This window comes from Ruegeria sp. MALMAid1280 (genome assembly GCF_049195285.1).
Classification (GTDB): Bacteria; Pseudomonadota; Alphaproteobacteria; order Rhodobacterales; family Rhodobacteraceae; genus Ruegeria.
The window spans coordinates 806,019-826,679 of sequence record NZ_JBMIRT010000059.1; the positions used below are offsets into that span (position 1 = coordinate 806,019).

Here is a 20,661-nt window from a genome sequence, read left to right on the forward strand (position 1 = left end):
TTGCTGTTTAAGCTGTCGGAATACATGACATAATCCGCGTTGTGGTCTTCGTCCACTCTTGGTCACGCATCCCAGATTTCCGGCCCGCCGCAGATATTGGGATCATTCGGCCCGATGGCGTCCTCGTCCTTTTCATCATAGTCCAGCGCATGCAGTACCCTGCGAATGGCCGCCAGCCGCGCGCGTTTCTTGTCGTCGGACCGAACGATGGTCCACGGGCAATGCTCGGAATGGCTGCGGGTCAGGGTTTCCGAGATCGACTCGCTGTATTCGGCCCATTTGTTCAGGCCCGCCACGTCGATCGGGCTGAGTTTCCACTGCTTTAGAGGGTCCGTTTCGCGGGACAGAAAACGGTTCAACTGCTCTGCACGGCCGACATTCAGCCAGAACTTGAACAGAGTAATCCCGTCATTCACCAGCCCGGTTTCCAGCGGCAGAACCTGCCTGAAAAACCGTTCACGCTGTTCTGCGGTACAGAAACCAAACACGTTTTCTACAACTCCGCGGTTGTACCAGCTGCGGTCAAAAAACACGATCTCACCGGCCGACGGCAGATGCTGGATGTAGCGCTGGAAGTACCACTGGCTTTGTTCGGTATCCGAAGGTTTACTGAGCGCTACGTTGCGCGCGCCGCGCGGGTTGAGGTTTTCGCGGAACCGCTTGATCGTACCGCCTTTGCCAGCCGCGTCCCGACCCTCGAAAATGAGGGCAATCCGTTGATCGGTTTCCTTGACCCATGACTGCATCTTGACCAGTTCAATCTGCAGCTTTTCCATCTCTTTTTCGTACGCTTTACGCTTCAAGCGCTCGTCGTAAGGGTAGGTCGGGTTCAGAATGTCGTCCTTTTCGGACTTTTCGATGGCTGAACGCACCTCTTTCGGGGCGTCCTTTTCGAAGTACTTTTCAATGGAACCTTTCTCGGAACGGGCCATGTGCTACCTCGCCATAAAATCCATATCCTACTATGGATTAGCCGAGGGCTTAACGCAAACCCGCACGTTGCGCGGCGCGGTCGATAGCGGCGGCAACTTCGGGCGCTGCCACGACTTGCGGCATATGCCCGATGCCTGGAAGTTCAATCAGTTCGGCACCGGGGATTTCGTCGATCAACCGGTGTGAATGCCATTCAAGACCAACGGTGTCATCGGCGGTGCCGTGAACGATTTCGGTGGGGACGTTGATCTCGCCATATCGGGGTTGTAGAGCTGTCACCTCTTCCAACAAGTTGGCGCGCTGCTTGGCATTGGCGTGCATCGAGGCGCGGCGCATTGTCAGGCCGGGGCCGAAGTGATCGGCATAACCCTCTGGGGCTGTCTGGGGCGCGAACACCCGGTCCAGCGCCTGTTCGACATACCATTCGGGCGCAAAAGCGGTGATCAGCGGCAGGGTTGCCGCGCTGCCGGCCGAGGTGGAAGCCAGTCGGTTGAAACCGTCCAGAGGCGTCTCCCACGGGATCGCCGCAGGTGCGATCAGGACCAGCGCGGAAATGTTGTCAGGCCGCGTTACCGCCCAGGCAAGCGATACCGATCCGCCATAGCTTTGACCTGCAACAATAGGTTTTTCGGCCCTCAGTTGAGCAGCAGCTTTCTGCAAGATTTCCGCTTGCTCTTCAATGGTTTCACCGTCCGGATTGAAGCTGGCACTGTAACCCAATCCGGGGCGGTCGAACACGATAACGCGGTAGTTTTCGGCCAAAATCGGGGCCAGCGCAAAGGTCATGTCGCGTGTATTGCCGCTGGAGCCGTGGAGCAGCACCACGTCCGGCCCTTCGCCCATCACAACGGCATGGACGGGAATGCCATCAACCTCAACGATCTGACCTTCGGGGGGAAACGAGGCCTCGGCGCGGGCCTCGTTCCGGACCGCGCGCCAGGTTGCGACGACCCACAGCATGACCATCACGGCCAGAACTATGATGCCGACGCGCAGCATTGGCTCAGGCCCTCAGATCAGTTTGATCGACGCCAATCCGGTTGATGTCGTAGGGGGTTGTGCCGTAAATCTCGCTGATCCAGTTGCCATAGAGCAAATGCGCGTGGCTGCGCCATCTGTTCTGCGGTGTCTGGGCGGGATCGTCGTCTGGATAATAATTCATCGGCACGTTGATCGGCGTGCCATTGGCTACGTCGCGGTCATACTCTTGCTTCAGGGTATCGCTGTCATATTCGAAGTGGTTGAAGATATAGAGCGCACGATGCGCCTGATCCTCGACCAGACAAGGGCCGACATCATCGCTGCCCAGCAGAGTCACCAGCCCATCGGCGCCATCAATCTCGGCCTGTTTCATCTCTGTCCAGCGGCTGACCGGGATCACGCAATCGTCCGAAAATCCGCGCAGGAACGGCGAGGCAGGGTTGAGGTTTGTGTGACGGAAACAGCCGAAGGCCTTGGCGTTCAGCACGTGTTTCCGGACGCCGTGGAAATGGTTGATCATTGCCATCCCGCCCCAGCAGACGCCAAAGGTTGAATGCACGTTGGTCTGCGTCCACTCAAACACCTCGCGCATCTCGTTCCAATAGGTGACGTCGGTGAAATCCAGATGCTCGATCGGAGCGCCAGTGATGATCAGGCCATCAAACTTCTCGTCCTTGACGTCCCGAAAGGGGCGGTAGAACTCGGCCATATGCTCGGCTGCGGTGTTTCTGGTGCGATGCTCGGTCATGCGGATTAAAGATAGGTCGATCTGCAGCGGAGTCGCCCCGATCAGACGCGCGAACTGGTTTTCGGTCTGGATTTTCTTGGGCATCAGGTTCAGCAACCCGATCCGAAGGGGGCGGATGTCCTGACGCATCGCCTGATCCTCGGCCATGACCGAGACGCCCTCTTTGGTGAGGACGTCAAAAGCAGGAAGATCGGCGGGAATCTTGATCGGCATCAGGTGCAAGCCTTTGGAGTTAAACTGTAGAAGCGGAAATTAAGCGCGGTTCGCGCGGGTCTCAAGGGTGCGTTCGATCAACTCATCGAAATCAGCGGCGTCGCGCACCTTGTGCATGTCGTCGGCGGTAACGGCGACCCCCCAATTCTCGGCCATCGCCTGATAGCGCGGCTGACGATGCGCCAACGCCTGCGCATAGGTCCAGCGGATAAAGGCGTCGGGATCCACGTCCTCGGCCCGGCAATCGTTCAGGGTCAGGTAGTCGCCCCAGACGCGGGTCAGAAATTCGGGCTGATAGGACATCGGCTTGGGCGCCTTGTCAAAGCGGCGGATCAGTTCAGCGGTGTGGTCCTCATCGCCTTGTATCCAGATCATCAGTGTCTGGCTGGACAAGTCTGACAGTACATGGTCGGTCGGGTCATTGGGGTCCACCCATTCACAGATTGATCCGCCTGTGTCGCAGATGAAATTCGGGTATTGATACAGACGCCGCGCACGGTCGATGAAATATTCAGTGTCCAGCAGGGCATGGATTTCAGCCAGACGGAATTGTTCCTGCCGGCGGCGGTATTCGTGCAGCTCCATCCCGCCGAGATCGGGATTGCCGGGCTTGCCCAGATAGGCCGCCACCGGGGTCAAGTTCTCGAATGTTATATTCGATCCGATATAGATCGAATCCGACAGCAGGAGATCGCGCAGAAACGGGACCTTCATCGCCTCGGCCTTGGCGTTGTCGGCGATGTATTCACCCATGTAACGCGTGCCAATGCGGTAATCGATCGAATAATGGAACCAGTCGCCTGAATCTCGCAGGACGTTGGACACATAGGTCTTGCCCAGACCCGACATGCCAAAAAACAGCACCTTTTTCCGCGCCGCGTCGCGCCAGTCCTTTGCCGAGCTGTAGATCATCGTCAGCTGTCCCTTTTTGACCTAGCTAAAACGGGCAGCGGGCGGCGTCAATCGCGCGCCCCTGCGCGATTGAGGATCAGTAACCCCAGTGCAAGGATCGCAAAGCCCAGAAAGGCTTGTGGGGGCAGTGCCTCATCCCGCAGAACGGCACCCAGCACGATAGCGACCGGAGGGATGACCAACGTGACCAGCAACAGGTTGCCTGCGCCCGCCATGGCCAGAACCCGGTAGTACAGCAGATAGGCTCCGGCGGTGGCAATCAGGGCGTAATAGCCAATCGCCGCCCATGTGATCAGGGATAGGTCCAGGTTTGGTACGCCGTCGACGACCAGCGTGATCGGCAGGATCAGCAAGGTCGATCCGGTCAACATACCGGCTGCGGCGACGACGGGCGGCAGGTCGGACAAGGTGACCCGCGCCCAGGCACCGGCCAGCGCGTAGGACACCGTGCCTGCAATGATGGCCAGTTGCGCCATGCTCTGCAGATCGAAACTGGCAAAGTTGCGTATCCCGATGGCAATCGTGACCCCTAAAAAACCAAGCCCAACTCCAACCGCACGTCCCCGGCTAAGGCGTTCGTCCTTGAAAAACAGGGCCGCGACGATGACCCCGAAAATGGCCGTCATCGCGTTCAAGATCGAGGTCAGGCCGGTCTCTATGTAAAGCTGCCCCCAGGCCATCAGGGAAAACGGAATTGCGTTATTCAGCAGCCCCATGACTAGAAATGCCAGCCAAACGTGGGGGCTGCGCGGAACGGCCAGCCGCCGAAACCGCACCACAAGCCAAAGCACCAGCATGGCCCAGAAAACTCGGTGAAACACCGAGGTCATCACCGGGATGGTGTCCAGCGCGATGCGGATTGACAGAAATGATGCGCCCCAGATCAGGCCCAGCAAAAGAAGCTCGGCCCATGCATTCGGTGTGAGGTGTTTTTGTGCAGCCATGCCACCTTTTCGCATCCTCTGCGCACCCGTTCGACCCGAAACTTGCGCAAAGAAAAACCCCGCCGGAAAGGCGGGGTTCGTCTGTTTTGGTGCGTTGGATCAGCCCAGCGAGTAGGTGATCTGGAAACCGACACTCCACGCGCTGTTGCCGCTGAAGTCGGCCGTCTGGCCAAATCCACCATCCGCAGTCGCATCCCCAATGTCGGTATAGCGAACACCACCGGAAATCTGTGCGTTTTCAAGCGTATATGTTCCGCCCAGACCGATGCTCCAGAACCCGTCCGTGGGCCCAAGGTTGGACACCGGTTCGCCTTCGTCGGTTTCGTACCCCAGCGTCACAGCGCCGGCGAACTGATCGGTGAACTGGTAGCCAAGTCCAAGCGAGTAGGTGAATGTCGCGTCGTCGTAGTCAACCAGCGGTCTGCCAACGATACCAACATAGGCTGGCGGAGAGTAGTTCAACTGCGGCCAGTCCACCCAGCGGACCGAACCAAACAGCAGGGTCTTGGGTGCAACACCGGTCTGGAAGTCCAGGTTGATTGACTGAGGCGTTTCGATTTCACTGGATGTGTCAACCGATGCAACGGTTCCCGGCGGGATCGGCGGGATCGGGAGTGGGTTGAACGATTCGTCCTGCGACAGGTCGTGTGAAATTTTCGAGTTGTACGTAAGCGACACTCGTGCCGCGATTTCGGGCTTTTCCCATGCCACGCCGACAACGTAGCCGAAAGCGATGTCCCGATCCGAAGACACGTTGTACCCCGCAGCTGCAGGGACCGTGACCGAGGCTTTCACGCGCTGTGCCCGCACGCCGCCGATCGCGCTGAACCCGTTGTCGAACTTATAGCGCAGCAGAGCGGTAATCGCTTCGGTGTCCGCCTTGGCTTTCAGAGTATTGCCGGTGCGGCCGAACGGGACGGGGTTGATGGACAGCGGATAGTCATCCGCGTATTCGATGTCAGCCCCAAACGGTTCATCATACATGATCGCGAAATCAAGCTGTTCCGTGAGCGCGGTTTTGTAACCGAGATGCGGGGTGAAGAAATCATTTGCCACGCTGCCCGAGTCCACAACTTGTCCATTTGTCGGGCTGCCGGGGTTTGCATCAAGCAAGGTGCCGCTAACGCTTGGGTTGGTGTATCCAAGCCGGAACTGGGCGACCGATCCTTCTTCGAAGATCAGGTTGATGCCCTGGCCGCTGCGATCCAGGCCGCCTGAATAGGCCGCAGTCGCCCCAACGCTGAGCGCGCACGCCTGTAATAGCGCTTTTTTCATCATGTCCTCCCTTAAGGTCTCCTGTAAGTCAGGCTCGGGTTATTGAGTGGTTAAGATCGACCTGACTTGTGGTGCTCGATACTTTCTTAAGGCCTATTGAACCGTCAACTGGTGACGGTGCGTTATTACTGCTGATTGTGGTGTGAATCTGTTGCTAAACTGTTACGATTCTCGGCCTGAACGTTCATAAAGATGCCGGAAAAGATCACGGCGGCCCCCAGCAGGGTCCAGTGATCCAACGGCTCGTGATACAGAATCATACCGACCACCGCGATTGTCGGCAGGCGGGCAAAGTCGAATGGCACCACTACCGTTGCCGGGGCGATCGCCAGCGCGTTGGTGATGCAGTAATGCGCCAACAGGCCTGCCAGCCCCACCAGCAAAAGAAAAGGAATCGTGGCGAGTGTGGGTAGGGCAATCTGTCCGTCGATGCCCGCCGCGATCAGGCCCAAAATCGCCTGCATGACAGTCAGCCAGAACATGATGCAGCCGATACTGGCAAACCGCGTCAGAGTCTTGGTGGATATGGTGGTCAGGGCAAAGAAAACCGCCGAAAGCGCGGCCGTCAAAACGCCTGCGCCGAGCGGGACCGCGCCGGGGCGGGCGACAATCAGGATGCCTGCAAAGCCAATCAGAGCGGACAGCACCCGAACCGGGGTCAGCCGTTCTTTCAACAGCAGCGGGGACAACAGAATGACCCAGATGGGCTGGGTGAACTCCAACGCAAAAACCTGCGCCAGAGGGATGACCGAGACCGCATAGAACCACAGGTTCTGGCCGGTGAAGTGCATCAGGTTCCGGATACCGTGCAGACCCAGCCTGTGCGTCGAGACTTGATGCCATTTGCCGGTCAGCGACAGAATCAGCGCCACGACGCAGATACCGACAAGGCTGCGGTAGAACATGATTTCGAAAGTATCATGCGTTATGCTCAGCTCGCGACCGGCAATCGCCATGGACGAGAACGAGGCAATAGCCCCGGTCATCCAAAGCGCGGCCTTGCCGATCTGCGGTTTGCTGCTGTCCATTCACCTGCCTGCGGGATTCGCGGGTTTCTGCCTGAACCTAAACAAAAAAGCCGGGACAGTGCCCGGCTTTTTTAGTTATTCCCACTCGATCGTTCCCGGAGGTTTCGAGGTGATGTCATAGGTGCATCGGTTGATGCCCTTGACCTCGTTGATGATCCGCGTGGCGGTCTCGCCAAGGAATTCGTGGGTGAACGGGTAATAATCAGCGGTCATGCCGTCGACCGAGGTGACCGCCCGCATGGCGCAGGCATAGTCATAGGTTCGCCCGTCGCCCATCACGCCCACGGTACGAACGGGGAGGATGGCCACAAAGGCCTGCCAGATATCGTCATACAGCCCGTGCTTGCGAATCTGGTCGATATAGACCGCGTCGGCCTCGCGCAGGATGTCCAGTTTCTCGCGGGTGATCTCACCGGGGCAGCGGATTGCCAGGCCCGGTCCGGGAAAGGGGTGGCGGCCAATAAAGCTCTGCGGCAGGCCGAGTTCCCGACCCAAGGCGCGGACCTCGTCCTTGAACAGTTCACGCAGGGGTTCGACCAGCTTCAGCCCCATTTTTTCCGGCAGGCCGCCGACATTGTGGTGCGATTTGATGGTGACGGAAGGACCGCCCGAGAATGAAACGGACTCGATCACATCCGGATACAGCGTGCCCTGCGCCAGGAATTCGGCGCCGTCGATGGTGTCGGCGTGTTTCTGGAACACGTCGATGAACAGCTTGCCGATGATCTTGCGCTTGGTTTCGGGGTCGGACTGGCCGTCCAGCTCACCCAGGAACAGATCGCTTTCATCCGCATGGATCAGCTGAATGTTGTAGTTGTCGCGGAACATGCCGACGACTTCTTCGGCTTCGTTCTTGCGCAGCAGGCCGTGGTCGACGAAGACACAGGTAAGCTGATCGCCAATCGCCTCGTGGATCAGGATCGCCGCGACCGAGCTGTCGACACCGCCGGACAGGCCGCAGATGACTTTTTTGTCGCCGACCTGTTCGCGGATCTTGCGGATCATTTCATCGCGATAGGCGCCCATGGTCCAGTCACCGCTGAACCCGGCCAGTTTCACGAAGTTCTCATATAGTTTCGCGCCCTTCGGGGTGTGGTGCACCTCGGGGTGGAACTGAACGGCATAGAAGTGGCGGTTGGTGTCGGCGGTGATCGCGAAAGGCGCGTTGGGCGAGGTGCCGAATACCTCGAACCCCGGGGCGATTTCGCTGACGTGGTCGCCGTGGCTCATCCAGACTTGTTCGTCACCATCGGTGAACCAGCCGTTCAGAATGTCCAGCTGACCTTTCGGAGTGACAAAGGCGCGGCCAAACTCGGCGGTGCCGTGGCCGCTTTCGACCTTTCCGCCTAGCTGGTGCATCATCACCTGCTGGCCATAGCAGATGCCAAGGATCGGCACGCCATAGTCAAAAATCTCTTGCGGCGCTCGGGGTGAACCCTCGCGCGTCACGCTGTCCGGCCCGCCCGAGAAGATCACGGCCTTGGGCGCCATCTCGCGCACAAAGTCCATCGTGACATTCTGGTAGGGGTGGATTTCACAATAGACATTCAACTCGCGCAGGCGGCGTGCGATCAGCTGCGTCACCTGGCTGCCGAAGTCGATGATCAGAAGGCGGTCATGGGATGTCTGGCTCATGACTGGCTCTTAGGTCGCGCGGCGTCTATGTGCAAGCGTTATGAAGGCGTTTCAGGCCAGATACGCAAGGAGATCAGATCAATGACCACCATTCGTTTCAAGAATGCGACACAGGAAGACGCCGAGGCGATCACAGAATGTATCGCAGCCGCCTATTCCAAAGCGCGCGAAAGCATTGCTGATTTACCGGATGTGACGGCGGGTATTGAGCAGGATATCTCGGATCATCGGGTGGTTTTGGCTGTTTCAGGAACCGCATTGGCCGGGGTGGTCATCTATGCCCAGCAAGGTGACGAGATGAAGGTTTTCAATCTGGCCGTTTCGCCAAACGCGCAAGGGCAGGCGATTGCCGGAAAACTGCTGGCAGGGGCCGAGGCCGAAGCGCGTGAGGTCGGATGTACACGTATGGTTTTGCGTACCCACCGCCTTATGACGGATACACGCGCGATCTATGCTCATCTGGGTTGGCTTGAAACAGAAGTCAGCGGCAATTCTGTTGCACTGGAAAAAGCACTCTGAACCTGCCTCTAACCCATTGATTCCGACTTTTTACTGCCACGGCGAGAGGCGCGGTTGCCATCTGCCCGATAGCTCCAGATTGCGATGACGGACCAGCACAGAATGTAGAATATTCCGGTGATTATGAGGACCTCTCCGGGAATGGGGCCGACATCGGCCCGGTCGATGGCCTGAGGGAAACTCTCAACCGGGGTCGGGTGGACCGAGATCTTGACGCAGAAGGCGAGGCTCTGGATCAGCAGAATCCACAGGTAATTCCTGCGGATTCGTCGACCGATCGCGATCATGAGGCTCACGTGGTAGCGCGGATGCAGGTAATCCTGCGCCAGAACCTTTTGCCAGTTCTCCTCCATGTGAAGGTCGCCATCATAAAGCAGCGGAGCGTAGAAATGTGTCTCGAGCCATCTGGCCCGGGCGCGCCATACATTGAAATACCTGTATCGCCGCGCTTCGAGCATCAGGAACAGGATGATCAGAACACCGACAAGTACCAGCGGCAGGGGCGAGGCTTCGGGCGAGGAAAAGGAAATCGACAACGCAACACCCAGTGTGACAACCGCCCAGTTCGTCGTCGTATCCAATCTCGTGCGCCAGATAGTGCTGCGGTAAACCTCGCCCCGGTACAGGTGTGCAACGGCGCCGATTTCAGCCGCATCAAGGGTTTTTCGTTCAGCTTCAGGAGAGGGTGCTTTTTGCGTTTCCGATTCCATGTCCCTATCATGAGCATCAGGGGAAATGGGTCAAAACAAAATAGAAGTGGCCCACATGTCGCTTTTACCCCTATTGCGCCGCAATCCTCTACTGGTGTGATCGGCGGTTCCGGTAACACAATTTGCAACGTGAACATACTAACGGGATTATCTCATGGCAGAGGCAAACACCCGACGCAGAGCCAGAGGCGGTGGCGGAGCCGCCCGTCGGGCCGAGCGCACCGCGGTTCGTATCGAAACGGCGAAGTACATCGAACGGAACATTCCGAATTTCGAGGTTCTCAACGAAGAGGCGTTGGAGATCATCGAAGCCAACGCGGAAACCATTCTGGCCGAGGTTGGCGTCAACTTTGTTGACAATCCGGCCGCGCTGCAGCGTTGGAAAGACGCTGGCGCCGACGTTGACGGTGAGCGCGTACGCATTCCGCGCGGTTTGGCGCGTGAACTGATCAAGACGGCGCCCAGCCAGTTTACCCAGCACGCCCGCAATCCCGAGAAATCGGTTGTCATCGGCGGCCGCAATCTGGTTCTGGCGCCGGTCTATGGGCCTCCGTTCGTGCGCGACATCCATGGTGGTCGTCGTTATGCGACCATGGACGATTTCAACAAATTCGTGAAACTGGCCTATATGTCCAAGTGGCTGCACCACTCGGGCGGGACCGTATGCGAGCCGACCGACGTTCCGGTGAACAAGCGTCACCTGGACATGCTGATGGCGCACATGACCCTGTCGGACAAGCCGTTCATGGGCTCGGTCACCGATCCCAGCCGCGCGCAGGATTCGGTTGATATGTGCGGGATTCTGTTCGGCAAAGAGTTCGTGCAGGAAAACACTGTCATGACCTCGCTGACCAACATCAACTCGCCGATGACCTTCGACGACGTGATGATGGGCTCGCTTGAGGTCTATGCGAAGAACAATCAGGCCTGCATCATCTCGCCCTTTATTGTGGGTGGGGCAATGGCACCGGTTTCGGTTGCCGGTACGCTGACGCAGGTTCTGGCCGAGGTCATGGCCGGTGTGGCGTACAGCCAGATCATCCGTCCGGGTGCTCCTGCGATCTTTGGTGCCTTCGTGTCGTCGATTGACATGAACTCGGGCGCGCCGACCTTTGGTACGCCTGAGGCGTCGATGGTCACCTATGGCGCCGGGCAGCTGGCGCGGCGTCTGAACCTGCCGTTCCGCTCGGCCGGATCGTTCTGCGGTTCGAAACTGCCGGATGCGCAGGCGGCGTATGAAACCGCGAACTCGCTGAACATGGGTCTGATGGCCGGTGTGAACTTCATGCTGCACTCGTGTGGCTGGCTGGAAGGCGGCCTGGTCGCGGACTTTGAGAAGTTCGTCATGGATGCCGATCAGTTGGGCGTTCTGCACGGTCTGGCCAAAGGCGTTGCCTATGACGAGAACGCGCAGGCCATGGAAGCGATCCGCGAAGTTGGCCCCGGTGGCCACTATCTGGGTTGCGCACATACTCAGGCCAACTTCAAAGAGGCTTTCTGGAAAAGCGAAGTGTTGGACTATAAGCCGTTCGAGACCTGGGAAGACGAAGGCGCGCGCGACACGCGGACATTGGCCGCCACGCGGGTCGAGCATCTGCTGGCCAATTACCAGCAGCCGCAACTCGACCCGGAAATCAATGCCGCACTGAACGAATACGTGGCGGAAAAGAAAGCATCCATGCCGGATGCCTTCACCTGATCACTGATATTGCGAGGCGCGGCTGGCCTGATACAGCTGCGCCTCGCCCAGCAATGCGATAAGCAGATCCAGATGACGCACCAGTGAATAGGCCGCGTCTTCTTCCATACGCTGCGCGTTAACCTCTCGTTCCATTTCCATCAGCCGAACCAGTGCCGCACCGGTGCCGGGCAGCGAGCCGTATCCCAGAATACGTTGCAGATGACGTTCCCGGTCATAGTCCTGCGCCCCGAATTTCGCGGCCCGTGCCAACAGGCGAGGGCGGCGGAGGGTGGTAATCATGGTCATCAGGTCCTGCATCTCGGGGGTTCCTTGTTCGATTAGAAGTTGCCCTGTTTGTCACACAACCTAAGCGGGTGTTGCCTTGATTGGGCTCGCGCCGAACTCTGACTTCATGAGTGTTTATGTTTTTGAATCAAATCTGGTTCTTGTCTCCGTGGGTTAACGAACGAGTAACGAAAGCAACCCTAGTTAGAATTGGTTAACAAACTCATCGGGGGCGATTGAGAACAGACTGGTGTTTCGACGAGGGCAAGGAACTATGGAAAAAAACATGGCTTTCACCATTCCGGCTTGGGTACCTGAGGGGGCGCAAAGATATCTTGCCCACACAGAGACCGGCCAGTCGATCCGCGATATCGCGCGATCCGCGGGGTGCCATGCTTCGACCATTCTCAGGCAGATCAGACGGATCGAAATGCGCCGGGACGATCCTTTGGTGGATGCCGCGCTGCAATCGCTGGCCGAGACGCATTTTACCGATCCGGAAACGGGCGCCGGCGACACGTTTACAGCCACGCAAGAGGAAACCGCAGCCGCCAAGGACGAGGAATTCAACCGTGAAGCCCTGCGGATTCTGCGCCGCCTGTGCGAAACTGGGTCGGTTCTGGCGGTGGCAGAGGAAATGGACAAGGCTGTTGTGGTTCGCGACACCGGTGATGCCGGGGCCACCAGAACGGCCGTGGTGGAATGCAGGATCGCACAGGCGCTGGCCTTGAAGGATTGGATTTCCTGCGACAATCCGGGCCGGATTTCGCGCTATCGCATTTCCTCGGCAGGCCGAACCGCGCTGAGCCGCCTGATTGCCGAGGCCGAGAACAAGGCGCGTGAGCGCAGCGAGTTTGGCATGGCCGAGGCACCCGCTTCTTTCCAGGCGCAAATGGCACCGGGGCATGGTGCGGCTGCGAAACCCGACCGGCCAAGGCGCATTCGTTACAGCGCGGCGGAAAGCCCTCTGATTGCGTTGGCACGCAGGCGGGACCGGGATGGTAAACCGTTTCTCGATGAAACGCTGGTCGCTGCAGGTGAGCGTCTGCGCGAGGATTTTGAACTGGCGCAAATCGGACCGCAGGTCGCGCAGAACTGGGATCATTTCCTGACCGCCGGAGGGCGCGGCAGTTTCAAAAGCGAGGCCCATGGCGGGCGGGGGTCATCCGACGCACGGGATCGTGTTGAACATGCCTTGTCGGATCTCGGGCCGGGGCTGAGTGACGTGGCGCTGCGCTGCTGCTGCTATCTTGAGGGGCTGGAGCTAGCTGAAAAACGCATGGGCTGGTCCGCGCGGTCGGGCAAGATCGTGCTGCGGATCGCTCTGCAACGGCTCAAGCGGCATTACGAATTCCAGTCAGAGCGCAATCGTATGATCGGGTGATATGTTTTGGTTGCGTTCGCGCGGTCAAGTGATAGTCACAGGTTATGAACTTCACTCTCAGACAGTTGCAGTATTTCAGCGCCGTTGCCGAACAGCGAAATTTCGGACGGGCGGCGCAGACCTGCCATGTGTCTCAGCCCGCCTTGTCGGTGCAGATCAAAGCGCTGGAAGAAAGCTTGGGCAGTCCGCTTTTTGAACGTCAGGCCCGCGACATCCTGCTGACTCCGTTAGGGCGCGACGTGCTGGACCATGTGCGTCAGGTTCTGGGGGCCGCCGACAGGCTGGATCAATTCGCCAGGGACCGGTCTGGCGGGCATAGGTCGCTGGCGATTGGAATCATTCCGACAATCGCGCCATATCTGCTGCCCGGCGTTCTGGCCGGATTGCGTGCTTCGGACGTGTCGCTGCGGGTGCAGGTGCGCGAGGCCAGAACCGAACGTCTGCTGACCATGCTGCGCGCCGGGGAAATCGACGCTGGTGTTATGGCCCTGCCGGCTGGTGGAAATGAGCTGTTCGAACTGCCGCTGTTTCAGGATCGGTTCCTTCTGGCCGGAAGCACGGCACGTCTGCAGGGGATGGCAACAAATCCCGAGGCCCTGCGACCACTGGACCTGCAAACCGCACAATTGATGTTGTTGGACGATGGCCACTGCCTGACAGATCAGGCGCTTGATGTCTGCGGGCAAGACCGCAGCAGCGGGTTGATCAATATGGGCGCGTCCTCACTGGCAACCCTGTCGCGACTGGTTGCCGAAGGGTTTGGACTGACTCTGATGCCCGAGCTTGCCGCGCGGTCGGAATCCGAGGCTGTGCCCGGGTTGAAACTGATGCGCTTTGGCGCGCCTCAACCGGCGCGGACTGTTGGTCTGGTACGGCGTACTTCAACCGGGGGAGAGGGCTGGTTCGACGGTCTTGCCAGGGTCATCCAACGGGTCGGCGAAGATATCGTGACGGCCACGCGCACCTGAACACGAAAAGACCCGCCGATGGCGGGCCCTATTTGTTTTGGATCGTAGAAAAGCTTAGGCCAGAGCCGGCTCTTTGGCTTCGTCCAGGTGCTTTTTCAGGTTTTCCGGCGAGGACACGCCATAGGGATCTTCGGGGCAGTTGTCCATCAGGCCGGGCTCTTCGAACCATGCCTCGACCACGCCGTTGTTAACGATGGCAGCATAGCGCCACGAGCGCATGCCAAAGCCCAGATTATCCTTGTCGACCAGCATACCCATTTTGCGGGTAAACTCGCCCGAGCCATCCGGGATGACCTTGACGTTTTTCAGACCCTGGTCCTGTGCCCATTTGTTCATGACAAAGCTGTCATTCACCGACATGCAGTAAATCTCGTCGATGCCGTTTTCCTTGAATTCGGCATAGCCGTTTTCAAAGCCGGGCAGCTGATAGGTCGAACACGTGGGGGTGAACGCGCCGGGCAGCGAGAACAGGATCACCCGTTTGCCGGCAAAGTAATCTGCGGTGGTCTTGTCTTCCCAACGAAACGGGTTGGGGCCTTCGACGGCCTCGTCACGGACGCGGGTGTGAAAGGTTACGTCAGGCAGGTTGGTACCGGATTTCATGCTCAATTTCCTGTGATTCATCTGTGAACTGCCGAAGATTTAAAACAGTTCTAAATTGGCTTCAACGTGATTGTTGCCGCAAACGCGAATTTTGACGAAAACCGCAAAGCGTACTGTTTTCAATAGAATTTTGTCGGGATCTCCCCGGTGCTTTTCTGCAAAGGCATAGTGCGCTGTTATGGCAGCTATGCACGGGTGGCGTAGCTAAGCGCTGCAGTTTATATTATGTTGAAGCAAAGTGACCCAAAGTCAGGAAAGCCGACCGTGCGTGATCTGAAGATCCCCGAACAACGTCATCCCGAAAAGGCGCATCGCCAAGACAATGCGCAGCCGAAAAAACCCAAGTGGATTCGGGTGAGGGCCCCAGGTGGGAAAGGGTATGCCGATACCCACAAGATCATGCGCGAGAACAACCTCGTGACGGTCTGCGAAGAGGCCGGGTGCCCGAATGTCGGCGAATGTTGGAGCCAGGGCCACGCCACCATGATGATCATGGGCGAGATTTGTACCCGTGGCTGCACATTCTGCAACATCGCCACCGGTCGCCCGGACGATCTGGACGCGTTCGAACCCGGTCGGGTGGCGCACGCGGTGCAGAAACTGGGGTTGAACCATGTGGTCATCACCTCGGTGGACCGGGATGACCTGACAGATGGCGGGGCAGAGCATTTCGCCCAGACCATCCGCGCGGTGCGTCACCGCTCTCCCAAGACTACGATCGAAATTCTGACTCCTGACTTCCTGAAATGTGACCCTTCGGTTCTGGAAGTTGTGGTCGAGGCGAAGCCGGACGTGTTCAACCACAATCTTGAAACCGTCCCCGGCTTGTATCCCGAAGTGCGCCCCGGTGCGCGCTATTTTCACTCGCTGCGTCTGTTGCAGCGGGTCAAAGAGATGGACCCGTCGATCTTTACCAAATCGGGCATCATGGTCGGTTTGGGAGAGGATGAGCAAGGGGTCCGGCAGGTCATGGACGACATGCGCGCCGCTGATATCGATTTCCTGACCATCGGCCAGTATCTGCAGCCGACGCCGAAACACCATGGCGTTGATCGTTTTGTTACGCCCGAGGAGTTCGCGTCGTACGAGAAGGCGGCTTATGGCAAAGGATTCCTGATGGTATCCGCGACACCTCTGACCCGGTCGTCCTACCATGCGGGCGACGACTTTGCCCGCCTGCGTGATGCCCGCCAGAAAAAGCTGGAGCAAGGGTGACACCCGACACACTCGCGCAGCTAACCCGGCTGCGCCACGAATTGCACCAATACCCCGAGATTTCCGGGCAGGAGGAACAAACCGCTGCCCGGATTGCGGATGAGTTACGCGCCCGCGGTGCCGATCAGGTGCTGACGGGTATTGGCGGTCACGGTGTGGCGGGCGTTTTCGACAGCGGGCAAGCTGGGCCAACAGTCGCCATCAGGTGCGAACTGGACGGGTTGCCGATTCAGGAAATCTCTGCCGCGGATTATGCCTCGCGTGTTCCCGGCAAAGGCCATCTGTGCGGTCACGACGGCCACATGACGATGGTTCTGGGCGTGGCCGAGCATCTGGCGCAAACCCGCCCGGAAACGGGCCGCGTGGTTTTGATTTTCCAACCGGCCGAGGAAACCGGGCAGGGTGCCATCGCCTTCAGGGCAGACCCAACGTTTGCCGAAATCGCGCCAGACTTTGTGTTTGCGCTGCATAACCTGCCGGGTTTGGCACAGGGGAATGTGTTGCTGTGCCAAGGCCCTGCCAACTGTGCCTCGCGCGGGATGAAGATTGTTCTGACCGGCAAGACCTCGCACGCGGCGGCGCCGCAGGATGGGATTTCACCGGCTGAGGCGCTGGCCACTCTGATGCCGCAACTGGCGGAGATGGGGAAGGGTGGGACTCTGGATGCCAAGTTTGCCCTGACGACCGTGACCCATGCCAGCCTGGGCGAGCCGACCTTTGGCGTGGCCCCCGGCCAAGCCGAGCTTTGGGTGACCCTGCGCACCGTCGCTGACGCGCGGATGCAGGACCTGATGAACGAGGCCGAGGCGTTCGTGGCGCGGGTTGCCTCGGATCAAGGGCTGGGGTGCGAGATCGTTTATGAAGACGTGTTCGAGGCCTGCGCGAACGCGCCCGAGACCGTCGATATTCTCAGCCGATCTTGCGCCGCAATGGGGATGCCCTGCGAGTTGACGCCCAGCCCGCAGAAATTCTCGGAAGATTTTGGGCAGTTCGGCAAGGGCGCCAAATCTGCGATGTTCTGGCTTGGCTCGGGTGTGGATCACCCGCAGTTGCACAACCCCGATTACGATTTCCCGGATGCGCTGATTCCGGTGGGAACCGGGGTTTTCCTTGCTGCGATTCAGCGGGTGCTGGGGCCGCTTAACCCTCGGTAAAGCGGACCTTGCCGATGAAAGGCAGGTTGCGATTGCGCTGCGCGTAGTCGATTCCATAGCCCACGACGAATTCGTCCGGTATTTCAAAACCAATCCAGTCGGAGCGGAAATCAACCTCGCGACGGCTGGGTTTGTCCAGCAGGGCGATGGACCGCAGCCGCGCGGGTTTGCGACTGCGCAGCAGGTTGGTCACGTGGTTCAGCGTGTGACCGGTATCGACAATATCTTCGACGACCAGAACATCGCGCCCCTCAATTGCGCCCCGCAAGTCTTTGAGAATGCGGACTTCTCGGCTGCTTTCCATCGAGTCGCCGTAGGAAGACGCCTCAAGGAAATCCACTTCGATCGGCAGGTCCAGTTCACGCACCAGATCAGCGATGAAGACGAAACTGCCGCGCAGCAGGCCAACAACAACCAGTTTGTCAGTATTGCCGAACTCGGCGGTGATCTCGCGGCACAACTCCTCAATCCGGGCGGCGATGGCCTTGGCCGAGATCATCTCATCTATCACATATGCGCGGTCGTTCATCGCTGCCCCCTTGATCTTTGGCGCGCAACATACGAAATCACGCGCCAATGTCACCTGTTAAAACCGGACGCCATGCCTACCCATTCGGAAACCCGCCACCTGCCGTATACGGCGCAACAGATGTACGATCTGATTGCTGATGTGGCGAAATACCCCGAGTTTTTGCCCTGGTGTGCCGCCGCCCGCATCCGCCGGACCTATGCCGCCGGCGAGGCGCAGGTGATGGAGGCGGATCTGGTCATCTCGTTCAAGGTCTTCCGGGAACGTTTCGGCAGCAGGGTGACGCTGTTTCCCGATCAGATGAAGATCGACACCGAATATCTGGACGGCCCGTTCAAATATATGAAGTCCGACTGGCAATTCGAAGACGCGCCCGAGGGCGGGTGTAACGTGTCCTTCCACGTGGATTTCGAATTCAAGAACGCCATCCTGCAGGGCATCATTGGCGTCGTATTCAACGAAGCCATGCACCGGATCGTTCAGGCGTTCGAGACCCGCGCCGCGGATTTGTACCACTAGGTCTTTACCCGCAAACGGCGCACGCTAGACTGCGCCCATGAGCGATTTTTCCACTTCTCTGGCGGCGTTCGCAGCAGGCCCTGTCGAGACGACTTCGCAGGTGCGGGTCGTGACTTCTCTGTCCGTTCTGGACTGGGTTGCCGTGGGGCGCGCTGGCGCTGATGAGCCGGTCTCAAAGTCTGTGCGTGATCTGGTGCTGGGCGAAGAGGGCGCGGCGCAAGCGCATCTGTTCGGCGGCGGCGCGGCTCCGATGCGCGGGGTGGCCTTGGTCAATGGCACCGTGTCGCACGCGCTGGACTATGACGACACCCATTTCGCCCATATCGGACACCCGTCTGTTGCCGTTTTACCCGCCGCTTTGGCGCTGGCCGAATGGGATGATCGCATCCTCGTCGATTTTCTCGAGGCCGCGTTGGTGGGGATGGAGGTTTCGATCCGCATGGGTCTGTGGCTGGGCCGCGATCACTATCAGGCAGGATTCCATCAGACGGCGACAGCAGGCGCGTTTGGGGCCGCCGTTGCAGCGGGCCGCATCCTGGGCTTTGAGGCTACACAAATGCGTAAGGTGCTGGGTCTGACCGCGACGCGGGCGGCGGGACTAAAGGCGCAATTTGGCACGATGGGCAAGCCCTATAACGCGGGTCTTGCGGCTTCTGCCGGGGTTGAGGCCGCCTTGCTGGTTGCAAAGGGTTTTGAACCCAACACGGATGCGTTGGAGGGGCAGTGCGGTTTTGGCGCGACACATAGCGGTGAGGGGGACGCACCGACCGCTTTGGCCGGGCTGGGTGAGGAATGGCTGTTCGAGAGCATCAGCCACAAGTTCCACGCTTGCTGTCATGGCCTGCACGCCGCACTTGAGGCCGCGCGCGATTTGGATATTGCTGAACCCGAAGTGGCCGAGATCAAGGTCAAGACCCATCCGCGCTGGATGAGCGTATGCAACCAGATGTCTCCGACCACCGGTCTGGGGGCGAAGTTTTCGTACCGGACGGTGATTGCCATGCAGGCGCTTGGCTATGACACGGCGTTGCCCGCCAGCTACTCGGATAAAACCTGCGCTGATCCACGCCTGAAGTCCTTGCGGGATCGGGTGTCGGTCGAAACGGATGAAACGCTGTCAGAAACGCAGGCACATCTGACCTTGTTGCGCCGCGACGGTGCACGGCTTGCGGCAACCCATGATTTGTTGGCGCCGATGAGCTTGGCGGACCGCGAAGACCGGGTACGCGGCAAGGCCGCCAAGCTGATCGGAGGTGAAGAGGCGGACGCGATCTGGTCGATGCTGCGCACCGGCGGCCGCGCCCGCGATCTGGCAAAAAGACTGGCGGGTTAGACCACGCGCCAATGCAGCGGAAAGCCCGGATCAAACACAGTCACGGGGCCGTCGCCGGATTCGATCTTGTCTGGGTAACCAACGGGCTCCCCTTTGGTCAGGGTGATGGTGCCCTCGTTCACCGGCAGGCCGTAAAACGCAGGCCCGTTCAGCGAAACAAATCCTTCAAGCTTGTCCAAAGCGTCTTCGCGTTCGAACATCTCGGTCACCAGTGACATGGTGTTGGTCGCCGTGAAGCACCCGGCGCAACCACAAGCCATTTCCTTGTTCGCGTCAGTGTGCGGTGCGCTGTCCGTGCCCAGGAAAAACCGCGCATCGCCCGAGGTCGCAGCGGCCAGCAACGCCAACCGGTGCTCTTCCCGCTTGGCGACGGGCAGGCAGTAGTAGTGCGGTTTGATGCCACCCACCAGAATGTGGTTGCGGTTGATGATCAGATGGTGCGCGGTGATGGTTGCGCCCAGATCGGTCTCGTTGGCCTTAACGTAGTCCACGCCGTTGGCGGTGGTGATATGCTCCATCACCACGCGCAGGCCCGGTGTCGCCTTGCGGATCGGGTCCAGAACGCGTTCAATGAACACAGCCTCACGGTCAAAGATGTCGATCTCGGCATCGGTGACCTCGCCATGAACGCACATGGGCAGACCGATCTCGGCCATCTTCTCAAGCACCGGACGTACCTTGTCGAAATCCCGCACGCCCGAGGCTGAATTGGTCGTGGCCCCCGCCGGGTATAGCTTGACCGCCTTGACCAGCCCGCTGGCATGGGCGGCGGCTACGTCGTCCGCATCCGTATCCTCGGTCAGGTACAGGGTCATCAGCGGCTCGAACGTCATGCCCTCGGGCAGCGCGGCCATGATGCGGTCGCGATAGGCAGCGGCCTGATCGCCGCGCACCACCGGCGGCACAAGGTTGGGCATGATGATCGCACGGGCAAAATGGCGCGCGGTTTCGGGCAGGACGGCCTGCAACATCGCGCCATCGCGCAGGTGCAGGTGCCAGTCGTCGGGGCGTCGGATCGTGATGCTATCGGTCATGGCGCCTCCGCTATCACACGGGCCGCGCGCGGGAAAGGCCTTGTCAACCCGCCGCTTG

21 protein-coding genes are annotated in these 20,661 nt (G+C 59.2%); 8 read left to right on the forward strand and 13 right to left on the reverse strand.

Translation table 11 applies throughout. From position 1 onward, the window contains the following. Nucleotides 1–62 precede the first annotated feature (62 nt). The 8 genes from ppk2 to guaA all read right to left on the reverse strand — a co-directional run bounded on the left by ppk2 (nucleotide 63) and on the right by guaA (nucleotide 8,669). Nucleotides 63–932, reverse strand: a complete 870-nt coding sequence (ppk2, locus tag ACOQFT_RS20865) for a polyphosphate kinase 2 (protein ID WP_421599759.1) — start codon at nucleotides 930–932, stop codon at nucleotides 63–65. Between the two features lie 49 nt (nucleotides 933–981). Further along, nucleotides 982–1,932 (reverse strand): alpha/beta fold hydrolase, encoded by a 951-nt coding sequence (locus ACOQFT_RS20870; RefSeq protein WP_421599760.1) that lies wholly within the window; start codon nucleotides 1,930–1,932, stop codon nucleotides 982–984. 4 nt (nucleotides 1,933–1,936) lie between these two features. Continuing rightward, nucleotides 1,937–2,875: a homoserine O-acetyltransferase MetA gene (gene metA, locus ACOQFT_RS20875; RefSeq protein WP_421599761.1), complete on the reverse strand. Its 939-nt coding sequence runs from the start codon at nucleotides 2,873–2,875 to the stop codon at nucleotides 1,937–1,939. A gap of 39 nt (nucleotides 2,876–2,914) precedes the next feature. Beyond that, complete coding sequence (locus tag ACOQFT_RS20880; protein WP_421599762.1) at nucleotides 2,915–3,787, reverse strand: ATPase; 873 nt, start codon at nucleotides 3,785–3,787, stop codon at nucleotides 2,915–2,917. A gap of 47 nt (nucleotides 3,788–3,834) precedes the next feature. Then, a complete protein-coding gene (locus tag ACOQFT_RS20885) occupies nucleotides 3,835–4,731 on the reverse strand; it encodes a DMT family transporter (RefSeq protein ID WP_421599763.1) in 897 nt (298 codons plus the stop codon). Between the two features lie 99 nt (nucleotides 4,732–4,830). Beyond that, nucleotides 4,831–6,006, reverse strand: a complete 1,176-nt coding sequence (locus tag ACOQFT_RS20890; protein ID WP_421599764.1) for an OmpP1/FadL family transporter — start codon at nucleotides 6,004–6,006, stop codon at nucleotides 4,831–4,833. A gap of 125 nt (nucleotides 6,007–6,131) precedes the next feature. Continuing rightward, entirely contained in the window at nucleotides 6,132–7,034 is a 903-nt protein-coding gene (locus ACOQFT_RS20895) for a DMT family transporter (RefSeq protein ID WP_421599765.1), read from the reverse strand. A 75-nt stretch (nucleotides 7,035–7,109) separates the two neighbouring features. Then, the gene (guaA, locus tag ACOQFT_RS20900; RefSeq protein WP_421599766.1) at nucleotides 7,110–8,669 is read right to left on the reverse strand and encodes a glutamine-hydrolyzing GMP synthase; all 1,560 of its coding nucleotides are present in this window, start codon (nucleotides 8,667–8,669) and stop codon (nucleotides 7,110–7,112) included. Between the two features lie 81 nt (nucleotides 8,670–8,750). Here guaA and ACOQFT_RS20905 point away from each other — a divergent pair, with 81 nt between their 5' ends. Further along, on the forward strand, nucleotides 8,751–9,188 hold the full coding sequence (locus ACOQFT_RS20905; RefSeq protein ID WP_421599767.1) for a GNAT family N-acetyltransferase: 438 nt from the start codon (nucleotides 8,751–8,753) through the stop codon (nucleotides 9,186–9,188). 8 nt (nucleotides 9,189–9,196) lie between these two features. Here ACOQFT_RS20905 and ACOQFT_RS20910 read toward each other — a convergent pair whose 3' ends face one another. Further along, complete coding sequence (locus ACOQFT_RS20910) at nucleotides 9,197–9,898, reverse strand: DUF2270 domain-containing protein (protein ID WP_421599768.1); 702 nt, start codon at nucleotides 9,896–9,898, stop codon at nucleotides 9,197–9,199. Nucleotides 9,899–10,052: 154 nt separating this feature from the next. Between ACOQFT_RS20910 and ACOQFT_RS20915 the strand changes: the two genes are divergently transcribed. After that, on the forward strand, nucleotides 10,053–11,597 hold the full coding sequence (locus ACOQFT_RS20915) for a trimethylamine methyltransferase family protein (RefSeq protein WP_421599769.1): 1,545 nt from the start codon (nucleotides 10,053–10,055) through the stop codon (nucleotides 11,595–11,597). Here the strand turns inward: ACOQFT_RS20915 and ACOQFT_RS20920 are convergent, their stop codons facing one another. After that, a complete protein-coding gene (locus ACOQFT_RS20920; RefSeq protein WP_421599770.1) occupies nucleotides 11,598–11,897 on the reverse strand; it encodes a DUF6477 family protein in 300 nt (99 codons plus the stop codon). Between the two features lie 241 nt (nucleotides 11,898–12,138). Between ACOQFT_RS20920 and ACOQFT_RS20925 the strand changes: the two genes are divergently transcribed. Next, nucleotides 12,139–13,248, forward strand: coding sequence for a DUF6456 domain-containing protein (locus ACOQFT_RS20925; protein WP_421599771.1), 1,110 nt, complete (start codon nucleotides 12,139–12,141; stop codon nucleotides 13,246–13,248). Between the two features lie 44 nt (nucleotides 13,249–13,292). Beyond that, on the forward strand, nucleotides 13,293–14,216 hold the full coding sequence (locus ACOQFT_RS20930) for a LysR substrate-binding domain-containing protein (RefSeq protein WP_421599772.1): 924 nt from the start codon (nucleotides 13,293–13,295) through the stop codon (nucleotides 14,214–14,216). Between the two features lie 54 nt (nucleotides 14,217–14,270). Here the strand turns inward: ACOQFT_RS20930 and ACOQFT_RS20935 are convergent, their stop codons facing one another. Beyond that, the gene (locus ACOQFT_RS20935; RefSeq protein ID WP_421599773.1) at nucleotides 14,271–14,819 is read right to left on the reverse strand and encodes a peroxiredoxin; all 549 of its coding nucleotides are present in this window, start codon (nucleotides 14,817–14,819) and stop codon (nucleotides 14,271–14,273) included. Between the two features lie 264 nt (nucleotides 14,820–15,083). Between ACOQFT_RS20935 and lipA the strand changes: the two genes are divergently transcribed. Further along, on the forward strand, nucleotides 15,084–16,034 hold the full coding sequence (gene lipA, locus ACOQFT_RS20940) for a lipoyl synthase (protein ID WP_421599774.1): 951 nt from the start codon (nucleotides 15,084–15,086) through the stop codon (nucleotides 16,032–16,034). Next, entirely contained in the window at nucleotides 16,031–17,188 is a 1,158-nt protein-coding gene (locus ACOQFT_RS20945; RefSeq protein ID WP_421599775.1) for an amidohydrolase, read from the forward strand. The genes lipA and ACOQFT_RS20945 overlap by 4 nt, the downstream gene beginning before the upstream one ends. Here ACOQFT_RS20945 and hpt read toward each other — a convergent pair. Then, entirely contained in the window at nucleotides 17,175–17,717 is a 543-nt protein-coding gene (gene hpt / locus ACOQFT_RS20950; protein ID WP_421599776.1) for a hypoxanthine phosphoribosyltransferase, read from the reverse strand. The two genes, ACOQFT_RS20945 and hpt, sit on opposite strands and share 14 nt — an antisense overlap. Nucleotides 17,718–17,789: 72 nt before the next feature. Here hpt and ACOQFT_RS20955 point away from each other — a divergent pair, with 72 nt between their 5' ends. After that, complete coding sequence (locus ACOQFT_RS20955) at nucleotides 17,790–18,236, forward strand: type II toxin-antitoxin system RatA family toxin (RefSeq protein WP_421599777.1); 447 nt, start codon at nucleotides 17,790–17,792, stop codon at nucleotides 18,234–18,236. A 37-nt stretch (nucleotides 18,237–18,273) separates the two neighbouring features. Continuing rightward, nucleotides 18,274–19,569, forward strand: a complete 1,296-nt coding sequence (locus ACOQFT_RS20960; protein WP_421599778.1) for an MmgE/PrpD family protein — start codon at nucleotides 18,274–18,276, stop codon at nucleotides 19,567–19,569. Here ACOQFT_RS20960 and pyrC read toward each other — a convergent pair. After that, nucleotides 19,566–20,603, reverse strand: coding sequence for a dihydroorotase (pyrC, locus tag ACOQFT_RS20965; RefSeq protein WP_421599779.1), 1,038 nt, complete (start codon nucleotides 20,601–20,603; stop codon nucleotides 19,566–19,568). The genes ACOQFT_RS20960 and pyrC overlap by 4 nt on opposite strands. Nucleotides 20,604–20,661: the final 58 nt, after the last annotated feature.